Consider the following 14,919-nt stretch of genomic DNA (forward strand, 5'->3'; position numbering starts at 1 on the left):
GGCCTGACGGCCTGACGGCCTGACGGCCTGACGGCCTGACGGCCTGACGGCCTGACGGCCTGACGGCCTGACGGCCTGACGGCCTGACGGCCTGACGGCCTGACGGCCTGACGGCCTGACGGCCTGAGCCGCCGGGAAAGCGGCGCGACGCCTGCGGGGACGCCCGCCGGGGCCCGGCCGCGCGCAGCCTGCCGAGGCCGTGCGTCGGGCGGCTTGCGCAGGCGGTGACTCGTGGGTTCAGCGCGCGGCCGCTCCTGGGCTGGGCGTGCCGGGCGGCGTCTGGGTCCGGGGGCCGGCGGCGCCGGCGCCGAGGGTGGCGCGCTGGTCGGGGTGGTTCAGCTGATGCTGGATCGCCGCGGCCACGAACGGGACCGGCACGCCGTCGAACTCGAGGGTGCGCCGGCTGGTCGTCCAGCCGGTCACCTCGACGACGTCGGGCCGGGTGAGCGTGAGGCGCAGCCGCAGCGGGGTGCTGTCCGTGGGGTGCGGTGCGGACACCGCGGGCCAGGGGATGGTGACCGTGCCGGCATACTTCTCGTTGCGCAGGCCGTCCGGGGTGAGCGTGAGCCGTACGCCGTACCAGAGGGCTCGCCAGTAGAGGGCGAACCCGGCGAACAGCACCGCGGTCGCCGGCGTGAACGGGACGCCCATCGGGGTGGTCTCGTCCGGGAAGAGGGCTGTCAGGCCGAGCGCGGCCAGGTGCGCCACGCCGCCGAGCACGACCGTGCCGGTGCGCGGGGTGTGCACGGCCTCGTGGTCCACTTCGAACGCCGCCGGGCGCCGTCGCACGGACGGGGCCGCCAGCGTCACGAGGTGCAGGAGTCCGGTGCCCAGCAGGATCAGGAACAGCCAGGGAGCGAGCAGATCCGGGTCGGCCCCGAGCGCCCGCGCGGCCACCACCGCCGTGACCACCAGCGCTGCGGTGATCAGGATCGGTCGCCGGTGCCGCGCGATTGTTGCGGACAGCCGCAGCGTCATGCCCGCATCCTAGGTGCGGCGACGTGCCGGGTGCGGTCCCGGAAGAAGGGGCGCGGGCGCTTTGTGATCAAGATGTGGATCCGCTTTGCGCGCAGTTCGCCGCGTCGGCCGGAAGTCCGTGCCACGATGGGCGAGTTGTGGTAGCTAACGGTCCGGAGTGGGAGAGATGAGCGAACACGTTTCCGACAGCGCCGAGTGGCAGGGTCTGCAGGGGCTCGCGGAGAAGTTCTCGGCCGTGCACCTTCGCGACCTGTTCGGCAGCGACCCGCAGCGTGGCGAGCGCTACGCCGCCGAGGTGGCCGACCTGTACGTGGACTACAGCAAGAACCTGGTCACCGACGAGGTGCTGGCCGGCCTGTTCGCGCTCGCGCGGCGTGCCCAGCTCAGCGAGAAGATCACCGCGATGTTCTCCGGCGAGCACATCAACGTGACCGAGGACCGGGCTGTCCTGCACACCGCGCTGCGCCTGCCCCGGTCGGCGAAGCTGGTCGTGGACGGGCAGGACGTGGTCGCCGACGTGCACGAGGTCCTGGACCGGATGGGCGCCTTCGCCGACAAGGTGCGTTCGGGGGAGTGGACCGGGCACACCGGGCAGCGGATCAAGACGATCGTGAACATCGGCATCGGCGGGTCGGACCTGGGCCCGGTGATGGCGTACGAGGCGCTCAAGGACTTCTCGCAGCGCGACATCGAGGCGCGGTTCGTCTCGAACATCGATCCCACCGATCTGTACGAGAAGACCCACGACCTGGATCCGGCGTCGACGCTGTTCATCATCGTGTCGAAGACGTTCACCACCCAGGAGACGCTCACCAACGCCCGTGAGGCGCGGACGTGGCTGCTCAAGGGCCTCGGTAACGACGACGCGGCGGTGGCCAAGCACTTCGTGGCCGTCTCGACCAACGCCGAGAAGGTCGCGGCGTTCGGCATCAACACCGACAACATGTTCGGGTTCTGGGACTGGGTGGGTGGCCGTTACTCGCTGCCCTCCGCCGTCGGCCTCAGCGTGCTGATCGCGATCGGCAAGGAGCGGTTCGCCGAGATGCTCGCCGGTTACCACGCCGTGGACGAGCACTTCCGCACCACGCCGATCGAGCGGAACGTGCCGGCGCTGCTGGGTCTGCTCAACGTCTGGTACGACACGTTCCTCGGCGCCCAGTCGCACGCCGTCCTGCCGTACGCGCAGTACCTGCACCGCTTCGCCGCCTATCTCCAGCAGCTGACCATGGAGTCGAACGGCAAGTCGGTGCGCCTCAACGGTGACCCGGTCGGATATCAGACCGGCGAGGTGTTCTGGGGTGAGCCCGGCACCAACGGCCAGCACGCGTTCTACCAGCTGATCCACCAGGGCACCAAGCTGATCCCGGCGGACTTCATCGGCTTCAGCGTGCCGAACCACGACATCGGCGAGATGCACGACCTGTTCATGTCCAACTTCCTGGCGCAGACCGGGGCGCTGGCGTTCGGCCGTACGCTGGAGCAGGTTGAAGCCGAGGGCACCGACCCCAAGGTGGCGCCGCACCGCGTCATGCAGGGCAACCACCCGACCACCACGATTCTCGCGGAGCGGCTCACGCCGGCGACGTTCGGGCAGCTGGTGGCGCTCTACGAGCACATCACGTTCACCCAGGGCGTGATCTGGGAGATCAACTCGTTCGACCAGTGGGGTGTCGAGCTCGGCAAGGTGATGGCGAGCCAGCTGGCGCCGAAGCTGACCTCCGACGCCGCGCCCGCCGACGACGCGGATTCGTCGACCAACGCCCTGATCAAGCGGTACCGGGCAGCGCGCGGGCGGTGATGTTCTCCTAGGCTCGGTGCCGTGGACTCCTCTGCGGCACTGAGCCTTCGCCTCACCAGCCTTTTACTGGGCCCCACGCCGGCGGGCGCCGGCGCGTCCGGCCCTCATCCGACCGGCGATGTCCCGGGCGTCGTCGCCTGGTTCGGCGCCATGCAGGCGCAGGACCTGAACAGCGTGCTCTGGTCGCTCGGCGCCCGCCTGCCGCATCTGCGCCTGCCGGACGTCGTCGCGGCCACCGAGGACCGGTCCGTGGTGCGGACCTGGCCGATGCGGGGCACGGTCCACCTCGTACCGTCGGCTGACGCGCACTGGATGCTCGACCTCACCGGCGTACGGCAGCTCACCGGGGTGGCCCGCCGCTGGGCGCACCTCGGCCTGGACGAGAAGATCGCCGGCCGGTCGATGGAGTTGCTCGCCGCCGCCCTGACCGGCGCCGGCGGCCGCCTGACGCGATCCGCCTGCCTGGCCGCGCTCCGCGAGGGCGGCATCGACGTGAGCGGTCAGCGCGGTTACCACCTGTTGTGGTACGCCGCCCAGCGCTCGTTGACGGCCATCGCCCCGAACGACGGCGCGGAACAGACCTTCGTCCTGCTCGACGACTGGGTGCCGGAGCGGTTCACGCCGTCGTCGCGGGAGGAGGCGCTGGCGATCCTGGCCGGCCGGTACTTCCGGTCGCACGGCCCGGCGACGGTCAAGGATTTCGCCGGGTGGACGGGTCTGGGCCTGCGGGAGTCGCGGGCCGGCATCGCCGCGGCCGGGCTCGTCGCCGTGGACGTCCAGGGTGACGAGATGTGGGCCGACCCGGCGGTGCTGGACGCCGGCCCGGTCACCGGGTGGTGGGCGCTGCCGGGCTTCGACGAGTTCATGCTCGGTTACAAGGACCGGTCGATGATGGCCACCACCGAGCAGCTGTCCCGGATCGTGCCGGGCGGCAACGGGGTGTTCCAGTCCACGATCGTCCGGGACGGGCGGGTGGTCGGCGCGTGGAAGCGGACGATCGGCGCTAAGGCGGTCACGGTGACGGTGACGCCGTTCGCGACGCTGCCGGACGCCGATGTCGAGGCGGCGCTGGCCGGGTACGCCGCCTACTTAGACCTCCCGTTAATAGTTAAGAACCCTTGATATTCATGGTGGTGAATGTCACTATGTGCGCATGAGAGTGCGACGCGTGATGCTGGCCCTGACGGCCGGGCTGGTGGTGGCGGCCGGGTCCGTGACGATGTTCTCGCCGAGCGGTGCGGCAGCCGTCGCGTGCTCGCCGACCGTCTGGGCCGAGGGGGTGGCGTACACGGCGGGGCAGCAGGCGACCTACCAGGCCCGGCTCTACCAGGCCCTCGTCACGCACACCGCGTGGACCGGGACCGGCTGGAACCCGGCCGCGACGCCTACCCTGTGGCGCGACCTCGGTGCCTGCTCCGGCGGCACCACGTCGCCGTCGCCGTCCGTACCCTCCTCGCCGTCGACCTCACCCTCCACCCCGCCCTCGTCGTCCCCGCCCGTCTCGCCGTCGGCCTCGCCGTCCGTCTCGCCCTCGGCGAGTCAGGCCGCTTGCGCGGTCAAGGGCCGTCCCGCCGGCAAGGTCCTGCAGGGTTACTGGGAGAACTGGGACGGCGCGGCGAACGGCGTGCACCCCGGCATGGGCTGGATCCCGATCAACGACAGCAGGATCCCCTCGCACGGGTACAACGTGCTGATGGCGGCGTTCCCGGTGATCCGGTCCGACGGCACCGTGCTCTGGGAGAACGGCATGGACGCCGGCGTCAAGGTGCCGACCGCCGCCGAGATCTGCGCGGCGAAAGCGGCAGGCGCGACAGTGCTGATGTCGATCGGCGGGGCGGCCGCCGGCATCGACCTGAGCTCCAGCGCGGTCGCCGACCGGTTCGTGGCCACGATCGTGCCGATCCTGAAGGCGTACCACTTCGACGGCATCGACGTCGACATCGAGACCGGGCTCACCGGCAGCGGCAGCATCACCACGCTGTCGGCCTCGCAGGCCAACCTGATCCGCATCATCGACGGGGTGCTCGCCGCGATGCCGCCGAACTTCGGGCTCACCATGGCGCCGGAGACGGCGTACGTCACCGGCGGCAGCGTCGTCTACGGCTCGATCTGGGGCTCCTACCTGCCGATCATCAAGAAGTACCTGGACAACGGGCGCCTCTGGTGGTTGAACATGCAGTACTACAACGGCTCGATGTACGGGTGCTCCGGTGACTCGTACCCCGCCGGCGCCGCGCAGGGCTTCACCGTCCAGACCCAGTGCCTGGCGAACGGTCTCACCATCCAGGGCACCACGATCCGGATCCCGTACGACAAGCAGGTCCCCGGCCTGCCCGCCCAGCCCGGCGCCGGTGGCGGGTACATGAGTCCCGCCCTGGTCGGCCAGGCCTGGAACAGCGTGCCCGGCCTCAAGGGCCTGATGACCTGGTCGATCAACTGGGACGGCTCGAAGGGCTGGACCTTCGGCGACACCGTGAAAGCCCTCCAGGGCCGCTGATCGGCACCGGCTCGTCCCGGGTCCTCCTCAATGGACCCGGGACGGCGCCGGAGGTGGTTGACTCGGATGATGTTCAGTGAACTCGCCGGAACTCTGCACCAGGAGACCATCGACTCGGTCCTGCTGCGGGACAACCCGCTCGGCGACCCGCACATCCGTCCGCTCTGGGTCTACACCCCACCGGGGTACGCGGACTCGGCCGCACGCTACCCCACGATCTACGTGATCCAGGGCTACTCCGGCCAGGTCGCGATGTGGGGCAACCGCCAGGCGTTCCGCGACCCGTTCGTGGTGACCGCCGACCGGGTGTTCGCGACGGATCAGGCGCCCGGTTGCATCCTGGTCTACGTGGACGCCTGGACGGCGTACGGCGGATCCCAGTTCGTCGACTCACCGGGGACCGGCGCCTACCACTCGTACCTCTGCGACGAGGTGGTCCCCTGGGTGGACGATCATTTCCGGACGATCACCGACCGCGAGTCGCGCGCCATCACTGGCAAGTCCTCCGGCGGCTTCGGCGCGATGATCACCCCGATGCTGCGGCCCGACCTGTTCGGCGCGCTCGCCACCCACGCCGGGGACGCCCTCTACGAATACTGCTACCTCAACGAGTTCGCGAAAGCCGCCCGGGCGCTGCGCGAGTACGACCACGACATCTACAAGTGGTGGGCCGACTTCAACTCCCGGGTTGCCTTCACCAAGGAGAGCGACATGTCGCTCACCCTGCTCCTGGGCTGCACGGCCGCGTTCTCCGCCGACACCGACGGCGCGCCGCTGCTGCCGTTCGACCCGCGCTCCGGCCGGTTGATCCCCGAACTCTGGGACCGCTGGCTGGCCTGGGACCCGATCCGCATGATCGACGACCACGCCGAGGCGCTGCGCTCCCTGCGCGCGGTCTGGATCGACGCCGGCACCCGCGACGAATGGTTCCTCGACCTGGGCGCCGAAGCCTTCAAGGACGGCCTGATGAGAATCGGTCTCCCCGAGGATCGGATCGCCTTCGAGCTGTTCCCGGCCGCACACGGCGGCATCGATTACCGGTACCCCCTGGCCGTCGCCTGGCTCGCCGACCGGCTCAAGCGGACCTGACCGCGCCGCCCGGCTTCCACCGGTCCTCACCCGCGGTCGGTCGCAGGGTGGCGGGTACTTGGCACACTGAGCGCGTCGGAGCGAGCACTCTGCGTGCCAGTGTGGAGGAATGGCCATGCCGATCCCGCTGCCCGGACCGCGGCCGCCGGCTCCCGCCACCCCACCGGCCCGCCGGCACCTGATCGCCCTGCCCCGGGGCCGCCCACCCCATCCCGGGTCCGAGCCCCACCCGGGGTCCGGACTCGCGCTCGCTCCTGCGCCGTCCGGGCCTGCGCTCGAGCCGGTTCATCGCCACCTGGTCGTCTTCTCGCGGAGCCGCCCGTCACGACTGACCGTCCCGCTCCCTGCCCCGCAGGTCACCCGACTCCCGGTCGCCGCTCCCGCCCTTACGATCGCCGCCCCCGAGGCCGCCGCTTTCGTTCCCGCCGCCGTCGCTCCCGCATCGACTTTCATGCCGGTTGCTGACGAGGATCCGCAGGCAGGCGCGGACCCCGGGGCTGCTGATCATCGGCAGGTGATCGCCGTGGTCGGTGCGCTCGTCGCGATCCTCGCCCTCTGCGGCGGGGTATTGATAGCTTTCGCTACCGCCCTAGGCTGACCTGATGGGGGACGAACAACTTTTCCGTGAACGAATCCTGATCGGTCTCCGGGTGGCGGCGCTCGGACTCGGACTGACCTACCTCGTCGCCGCCGGATGCCTCACCGCAACGTCTGCGGACGGCGGCACCACCCTGCCGGTCAACCTGGTCATGGCGTTCGTCTTCACCGTGGCAGCCGCTCCGGCAACGTTGGCGCTCGGCCTGGTCGGCGGCCTGTTCTGGGCATGGCCGACCGCGCGCGACGACAGCTGACGCCACCGGGCGAGGTGGCGCAGGGCCGGAAGCGGCACGGCAGCGTGGCTCGCCTTCCCGCGGTCACGAGACAGGGTGGGCGGCCCCCGGCGCCGCCCACCGGCTCCTGCGTCACAGCCCGGAGAACCCACCGACACGTACCTGGCTGTCAGATGGTGAACCGCGCGGCATTGTTGATCTGCTAGCGATGCGAAATCGCGGTTTCAAGCCCATGATCACACCGATTTCGTAGCGCTAGCTGATCAACATCTCGGCAAGGCGGCGCGGCCGGCGCCACCGCATGCCCGGCAACGGCCACGGTGGGCGGGCCGCGCTGGTCTGGCATGGGGCGGGCTCGGTGGGTGGGCTGCGGTGGGCGGGCCACGCGGGCCGGCCGACGTTCGGGGACGCCGGGACGGCACGAACGTCCGCCTTCAGATCAGCAGCAGGGTCTTCCCTACGGCGGTGCGGTTCTCCATCGCGGCGTGCGCGTCGGCGGCGCGCTCCAGCGAGAAGGTCTGCCCGATGACCGGCCGGACGAGTCCCGCCGCCGCCTGCGACATCATCTGCTCCGCCCACCGCACCACATGCGGCCCGAAACCGAAGAGCTGTTCGATGTCGAGCACTCGCACGCCCCGGCGGCCGGCCTCCGCAGGGTCGATGAGCGTGGCTTCCCCGCTGGCGGCTCCGTGCACCGAGAAACGCCCGCCGCGCGCCGTCACCTCGAACGCGGCACGCCCGATCCGGCCGCCGACTCCGTCGAACACCACGGTCGGCCCTGCGCCCCCGGTCGCTTCGAGCACCCGATCGGTCCAGCCTGGCTCGGAGTAGTCGACCACCGCGTGGGCGCCCAGGTCCCGGGCCACATCCAGCTTCCGGGCTCCGCGAGCGGCTCCGACGACCTGCGCGCCCGCCACCCGGGCGAGTTGGACCAGCAGGCTACCCACCCCACCCGCCGCCGCCTCGACCAGGACCCGATCACCTGGGCCGATCCCGGCGTGCTCGGCCAATCCTTGTGCCGTGCTGCCGTCGCTGTACAGGGCGGTGGCTTCCGGCAGGCCGAGGCCGTCCGGTACCGGGAACAGCTCCCCGGCCGACGCCACCGCCCGTTCGGCGAAACCGCCGGTCCCGCCGGTGCCCGCCACGACACGCCGGCCCCGCCACGCCGGATCGACCTGGTCGCCGACGTCGCTCACCTGGCCGGCGACGAGCGTGCCCGGCACGTACGGCAGCCGCGGACCGGCATGCCATCTGTCGGTGCCGCGCCGGATCTGCGTCTCGACGAAGGTCATGCCCGCCACCGCCACATCGACCACGACCTGGCCGGGCCCGGCCACCGGCTCCGGTGCCTCGCCGAGCACCAGTACCTCGGGACCACCGAAGCGGATCGCCTGAATCACTCGCATACCGCCTGCTCCACTCCCACTCACCGACGTGACGGCCGAAGCGCCACTCACCGACGTGACGGCCGAATCGCCGCGCGCCGACATGACGGCCGAAGCATGCGACCTCAAGTTCGGATGAGGTCAAGCCGCACAGCGATCCGGATCGGCGCCGGGATTGACCTCAACCTACCTTGAGGTACGACAGTCGTGTCCTCGACGACGGGACGGGGACTTCCGATGACACAGCCCAGGATTCTGGTGAGCGGCGCGACCGGACATGTCGGCGGCGCGGTCGTGACGCGGCTGCACGCGGCGGGAATGCCGGTGCGGGCGCTGGTACGACGACCGGCGGACTTCCCGGAGGGTGTGCGGGCGGTACGCGGCGATCTCGGTGATCCCGCGTCGCTGGACATGGCTCTGGACGGCGTCGACGCGGTGTTCCTGATGTGGCCGTTCCTGAGCGCCGACGGCGCGGCGGAGGTGATCGACGCGATCGGGAAGCGCGCCCGGCGGGTGGTGTACCTGTCCTCCGCCGGGGTCGGGGGCACGGAGCGGCCCGGCGAGGCGATCACCATGTTCCACGCCGAGCTGGAGCGGCTGATCGAGGCTTCCGGCCTGGAGTGGACGGCGCTGCGGCCCACCGGGTTCGCGAGCAACACGCTGGGCTGGGCGGAGGAGATCCGCACCACCGCCGCGGTCCGGGCGCCGCTGGCGGGGCTGGCTCGCCCGCTGATCCATGAGGCGGACATCGCCGCGGTCGCCGTTGAGGCACTGACGACCGGCACCCTGCTCGGCGCCCGCCCCCTGATCACCGGTGTCGAACTGGTGACTCAGGAACGGCAGGTGGCGCTGATCGGCGAGGCGATCGGGCGGCCGGTGCGGTTCGAGGAGATCGCCCTGGAGGAGGCCGTGGAGCGTATGAAGGCCGCCGGGTACCCGGCGGAACTGGTGGAGGCCGTGTTGCCGGCCCAGGTGGGGATGCTCACCGATCCGGAGCCGGTCAACGACGAGGTGGAGCGCATCACGGGCACCCCGGCCCGATCCTTCCGGGAATGGGCGGTGGATCACGCGGCCGATTTCCGCTGAGACGGGTGCCCTCAGACGGGCTGGGCGACCTGGACGATGTCCCACTCGCCGTTGTGGACCAGGTAGCCGCGGCCCACGCCCAGCCGCACCGGTGACCGCCGCGGCAGCGTCACGCCGAGCAGGTCGCCGTCGAGGTCGATGTTGGGGCGCAGCAGCAGCCCGGCCTTCGAGCGCCGCACCGTCTGCGTCCAGTGGCCGTACAGCGTGCGCACCGCATCCGAGCGCCCCGCCACCACGACGTGCAGGTCGGGACGCGCGGCGCCGAGGAGGCCGGCGATCGCCCCGTCGGCGTCGTCCAGCTGCTCGGCGTCGTCGATCAGCAGGACCGCCGGGCCGTCGACCCCGCGCAGGTCGGCGAGGAGCGCGGCCGCCTCGCCCCCGGCGGCGGCGAACCGGTCCAGGTCGGTGCTCGTGCGCAGCGGGGAGCGGCGCCCGCCGACCCCGGCCACGTACGCCCGCCCGCGCAGCACGGCGGCGAGGGCGAGCAGTGCCGTGCTCTTCCCGCACCGGGCCGGTCCGGCGATCAGTGCGTGGTCGCCCTCGTAGAGGGTGAGCGAGGCCGCGTCCAGGTCGGATTCCTGCACGCCGAGCGGCAGCCGCCACGGTTCGCCGTCGAGGACCGGGACGGGCAGGTCGGTGACGGCCACCGACGACGGCAGCACACCGATCCGGGCGGCCACGACCGGCGCGTCCGGGTATTTCGCGGACACCAGGGCGACCACCGCTGCGGCGCTCGGTGTCGGCCGGCCCACCTGGGCCTGGTGGCCGGCGGGGAGGGCGACCATCCGGCCGGGCACCCGGGCGGGCACGTCCTTGCGGGTCAGCCCCGCCTGCACGTAGTCGTAGGGGTCGGGCAGACGGAACAGCCAGCGCTGCGTGGTGACCGAGGTCCACGCCGCCGGCACGGTGCTGAACCGGTCAGCGGTGACGGCGAACCAGATGCCCGCGGCGGTGCCGTCGGCGTAGAGCCGGGTCAGCGTGTCGAACACGGCGAGCCCTTCCACGTCGTCGAACTCGGCGCGCATCGCGGACAGGTTGTCGATCAGCACGACGATCGGCCGGCGCGGCGGCCCGCCGGAGCGGCGCCTGTCCAGTTCGGCGCGCAGGTGCCGGATCAGGCGTACCTGGCGTTCCCGGTCGTCCGCGGCGATCACCGCGCCGGTGTGCGGCAGGGTGTCAAGAACGGACAGGTCGCCGGTGCCGTAGTCGACCGCGTACAGCTCCAGCTCGTCCGGCGCCCGGGCCACCGCGAGGCTCAGCGCCAGCGAGATCAGCGTGGTGGTGGTGCCGCTGCCGGTGATGCCGAAGAGCAGCAGGTTCCCCTCGGCCGGGTCCCAGCCGACCGGGTGCTGGCGTTGCTGGTCCGGGTCGTCGGCGAGCGCGGCGACGGCCCGGCCGGCGGCCGGCGGCAGGGTGGACAGGTCGATGTCGGCGCTGAGCGGTTCCGGCCACGGGCGGTGCGGTGCCGGCAGGCCGGCGGCGGCTTCGGCGACGGCGTCGACGAGACGCGCCAGGTCGGTGCGGCCGGAGTCGGCAGCGGGCGGGGTGCGGCCGGCGTCGCCGTCGGTGACCTCGCCGAAGGTGAACGGCGTCACCGACACCGGCGAGTCGTCCCCGCCGCCGGACGTCGTGGTGACAAGTGCCGTCTGGATCCCGACGACCTCGCCGGGCCCGAGCCGCACGTACGCCCGCCCCGGCAGCAACCGGCTCAGCTCGGCCGCGTCCCGCACCCCGATCACGTCGATCGAGTCGGCGGTGTCCTGCACCCGCAGCGCGACCCGCAGGTTGGTGTTGGTGCGGATGTTGTCGTTGACGGCGCCGGACGGCCGCTGCGTGGCGAGGATCAGGTGCACCCCGAGGGTCCGTCCCCGCTGCGCGATCCCGACGAGCGCGGTCAGGAAGTCCGGCAGCTCCTTGGCCATGGTGGCGAACTCGTCGATCACCACGACGAGCCGGGGCATCGGCTCGGCTTCGGCGGCGCCGCTCCGGACGTACTCGATGAGGTTGTCGGCCCGCACCTCCCGCAGCCGCCGCTCGCGTCGCCGCAGTTCCGCCTCCAGGGCGCGCAGGGCGCGTTCGCCGAGCTGTTCGTCGAGGTCGGTGACGAGGCCGACGGTGTGCGGCAGCCGGGCGCACTCGTCGAACGCGGCGCCGCCCTTGTAGTCCATCAGCACGAACGTGAGCTGCTGCGGCCCGGCGTTCGCGGCGAGGGCGGCGACCAGGCTGCGCAGCAGTTCGCTCTTGCCGGAGCCGGTGGTCCCGCCGACCAGGCCGTGCGGGCCGTCCCGGATCAGGTCGAGGGTGAACACGCCGCGATCGGTCATGCCGAGGGGCGCGGACAGGGCGACCGGGTCGGCGCGGCGCCAGCGTTCCCGGATCGCCTCGGCGTCGATGCGGGCCAGGCCGAGCATGGGGAGCAGGCGTACGCCGTCCGGCAGTCCCGCACCGGTGCGCCGCAGTTCCGGGTCGTCGAAGCGGGCCAGGTTCCGGGCGCAGGTCAGCGCGTCCGCGGTGGACAGCCCGGCGAGCAGCACCCCGGTGACGGACGTGCCGTCGGCGGGCCGCCGCACGGTGGCGTCACCGTCCGGCCCGGTGATCTCGATGACCGTGTCGCAGGCCGCCGGCAACCGGTCCGGGGTGGCGGCGAGGACGATCCCGGCGATCCGGACCGCCGGCTCGGACCGGCCGAACGCCGCCGGCGCCGGGTTGCGGGCGGCGTTGAGCAGGTCCCGGGCCGGCGAGTGCACGCCGTCGGTCAGCACCTCCGAGTCGAGCACCACGAGCGCGGTGCCGGCGGCGCCCCCGGCGGCCAGCTGCCGCAGCATGCCGTCGCTGCGGTCACGCCGGTGCGACAGCCACTGCCCGGAGCCGTCGCCGAGCCGGGTGTGCGGCAGCCACTTGCACCACTCCCAGGCGGGTTCGCGGCCGTCGTCGACGAAGACCCCGGCGGTCAGGTCCGCCGGGCCGTGGTGCACGGCGGCCTGGCAGAGCAGGCTGCGAGCGACGGCGAGCGCGGCGGCCCGGTCCCCGGCGATCCCGACGATGCCGCCGCCGCCCAGGTCCACCTCGATCGGGGCGGCCGGGAGGCGTACCGCGTCGATCAGCTCGGTGACCGCGTCCGGCAGCCGGCCGGAGTCGGTGCGCACCGGCGGCTTCCAGGGCCGTTCGGCGAGCCCGGCGTGCAGCAGCAGGAAGTCGTCGTGGTGCGGCCGCCGTTCCCACAGCCGGGTGCTGGGCAGCGCCGCCCGGCGCAGCGCCTCGGCAGGGTCGGCGACGATGTGCCGCAGCCGGTTGCGCTCCACCGTCCCGGACTCCGCCACCCGTTCGCCGAGCTCGGCCAGCTCCGTCCGGAACTTCTCCTCGCCCTCGGCCGCCTCCTTGCGGCTGCGCCGCCGCGACTCCACGTAGGTCCCGATCCCGATCAGCGGCGAGAGCAGCGCGAACAAGCCGAACCGCAGGTCCCTGGTGATCGCCACCATGAGCACCGCGATCACCAGGGGGCCGAGGGTGGACGCCACGCTGAAGTGCGGTTTCGACGGTTCCCGGGGTTCGGCGGGCGCGGTCGTGCCGTCCGGTTCCGGCGGCGGGGCGGTCCGGGGCGGCCGGTTGAACGACACCGTGCCGCCACGCCCCAGGTGCCGCCGCAGGTCGAGGCCGGCGGGCCGGTCCGCCTCGCTGACGCGGCGCACCGCGAACGCTGTCGCGCCCACCCCGAGCACGTCGTCGGCGGCGATCGGGGCGGGGCCGCGCACGCTCACCCCGTTGAGTTGTACGCCGTTCGCCGCACCCAGATCCGTCACGGCCACGCCGTCCGCGGTCACGGTCAGCAGGCAGTGCTCCCGGGACACGGTGTCGTCGGCGAGCCGGATCCCGGCCTGCGGCCCGCGGCCGACCAACCACTGACCGGGCGCCAGCGGGAACACCTGACCGGCCCGCAGCCCACCGACCGTCACCGCCTCGTAGAGCACCTGCCCGGCCCGCCCGGGCGGCGGCGGCCCGGCGGCCAGCACGGCGCCCTCGTGCAGCCCCGACTCGTCGATCCGCGTCGCCGTCCCGACGGACCGCCCGTCGATCGAGGCGACGCCGGGATCGGGCGCGCCGAGCGTCCGGAAGAGGTCTGCCAGCGTCGCGTCCCGGCTGCGCGGGCGCACCTCGACCTCGAACCCGCCGGGCCCCGGCGGCCCCGTGCCGCCCGGCGCATAGATGATGTGCACGACCACCTCGCCTCAGTCCCTCGCCCAGGCTAGCCGCTCGATCCATCCCCGTGGATGTTGATCTCGTCGTCAGCGCGCCCCCGAGGGACAGGTTCAGGCGTGATCTATGCCAAGGCTCCCGGGACGATGCCGGGCGTGTGGGACGAGGTCAGAGACGCGGTGTGGAAACCCGGGCACTTGGCGCTCTTCTGGCATGTTCCGTACCGGTCTTCGTGCCTCATCCACAGCACGACATCCAGTGCTCTCAGGTCGCTGGTCAGGTCTGCCACGCCGGCCGCGACCCGGGCGTCGGTCAGTGCCGCGCTCAGTGCGCCGCCGTCGCCGGCGAAACGCTGGTGCAGCGGCAGCCAGAATTCGGCCGGCCGGCCGAGCTGGCACTTCACCCGGGAGTCGTAGACCGGAATGAGCTCGGGGCGTTTCCGGGCAAGCAACTTGCCTGCGATGACGTGACCGAGTGTGAGGTCGCGTCGGCGGTGGACGTAGCGAGCCGCCTTGAGTTCCTTGTGTGCCTCGTCCGCGTCGCCGCCCGGGCGCAGCAGAAGGGCCGCTCGAGGATCAGTGATGGGCACGGCCGTAGGTATCTCGGCGAGACGTGAGCCGATGCTCGCGCCGAGCGGGCCGTCGATCAGGTCCCGGCGTGCCTCGGCCGGTATTTCGACGCTGAGACCTTCGACCGCGATCAGATCATCCCCCGTGATCCTGTTCCGGACGGCGTCATGAGCACCGCCGCCGCCCAGCGTCTCGAACCAGCGTCCGGTGTATGTCGTCGCCGGCGGCTCGGCGAAGTACCGCACGAGGTAGTGGGTGCCGACGGCGCGGACGATGTCGGTCAGGTCTTCGGGCATGGACGCATTCTAGAAATTCTCGTGCGGCGGATCTCTCCGGCAGCCGTGGTCGTCGTGGGCACCGCTTCCGCCGGGGCAACAGGGGTGTGACCCCCGCCGCAGCGCAAGTTGTTTGAATCTGAAATAGTTTCTGCGTCAAGGAAGTTGTGCAGGGCAGACCGGGACGTCAGAAGCCCCGGCCGGGAGCACCAGGAGCG

General features: G+C 72.1%; 10 protein-coding genes. 6 read left to right on the top strand and 4 right to left on the bottom strand.

Going from position 1 to position 14,919, the window contains the following annotated elements:
- Positions 1-237 precede the first annotated feature (237 nt).
- A complete protein-coding gene (locus tag LPA41_RS39490; RefSeq protein WP_229076620.1) occupies positions 238-978 on the bottom strand; it encodes a hypothetical protein in 741 nt (246 codons plus the stop codon).
- A gap of 166 nt (positions 979-1,144) precedes the next feature.
- On the opposite strand from LPA41_RS39490, the gene pgi reads away from it, so the two are divergent.
- The 5 genes from pgi (at position 1,145) to LPA41_RS39515 (ending at position 7,213) form a co-directional block, all read left to right on the top strand.
- Positions 1,145-2,776, top strand: a complete 1,632-nt coding sequence (gene pgi / locus LPA41_RS39495; protein ID WP_229076621.1) for a glucose-6-phosphate isomerase — start codon at positions 1,145-1,147, stop codon at positions 2,774-2,776.
- A gap of 21 nt (positions 2,777-2,797) precedes the next feature.
- The gene (locus LPA41_RS39500; RefSeq protein ID WP_229076622.1) at positions 2,798-3,898 is read left to right on the top strand and encodes a winged helix DNA-binding domain-containing protein; all 1,101 of its coding nucleotides are present in this window, start codon (positions 2,798-2,800) and stop codon (positions 3,896-3,898) included.
- 31 nt (positions 3,899-3,929) lie between these two features.
- Positions 3,930-5,273: a glycosyl hydrolase family 18 protein gene (locus LPA41_RS39505; protein WP_229076623.1), complete on the top strand. Its 1,344-nt coding sequence runs from the start codon at positions 3,930-3,932 to the stop codon at positions 5,271-5,273.
- Between the two features lie 66 nt (positions 5,274-5,339).
- On the top strand, positions 5,340-6,362 hold the full coding sequence (locus tag LPA41_RS39510; protein WP_229076624.1) for an esterase family protein: 1,023 nt from the start codon (positions 5,340-5,342) through the stop codon (positions 6,360-6,362).
- A gap of 602 nt (positions 6,363-6,964) precedes the next feature.
- Positions 6,965-7,213, top strand: a complete 249-nt coding sequence (locus LPA41_RS39515) for a hypothetical protein (protein WP_229076625.1) — start codon at positions 6,965-6,967, stop codon at positions 7,211-7,213.
- Between the two features lie 413 nt (positions 7,214-7,626).
- Here the strand turns inward: LPA41_RS39515 and LPA41_RS39520 are convergent, their stop codons facing one another.
- A complete protein-coding gene (locus LPA41_RS39520) occupies positions 7,627-8,598 on the bottom strand; it encodes a zinc-binding dehydrogenase (RefSeq protein WP_229076626.1) in 972 nt (323 codons plus the stop codon).
- Between the two features lie 216 nt (positions 8,599-8,814).
- On the opposite strand from LPA41_RS39520, the gene LPA41_RS39525 reads away from it, so the two are divergent.
- A complete protein-coding gene (locus tag LPA41_RS39525; protein ID WP_229076627.1) occupies positions 8,815-9,663 on the top strand; it encodes an NAD(P)H-binding protein in 849 nt (282 codons plus the stop codon).
- An 11-nt stretch (positions 9,664-9,674) separates the two neighbouring features.
- On the opposite strand, the gene LPA41_RS39530 is transcribed toward LPA41_RS39525, so the two are convergent.
- Positions 9,675-13,877: an FtsK/SpoIIIE domain-containing protein gene (locus tag LPA41_RS39530; protein WP_229076628.1), complete on the bottom strand. Its 4,203-nt coding sequence runs from the start codon at positions 13,875-13,877 to the stop codon at positions 9,675-9,677.
- Between the two features lie 104 nt (positions 13,878-13,981).
- A complete protein-coding gene (locus LPA41_RS39535; protein ID WP_229076629.1) occupies positions 13,982-14,722 on the bottom strand; it encodes a DUF6308 family protein in 741 nt (246 codons plus the stop codon).
- Positions 14,723-14,919: the final 197 nt, after the last annotated feature.

Source organism: Actinoplanes sp. DH11 (assembly GCF_020873875.1).
Classification (GTDB): domain Bacteria; phylum Actinomycetota; class Actinomycetes; order Mycobacteriales; family Micromonosporaceae; genus Actinoplanes.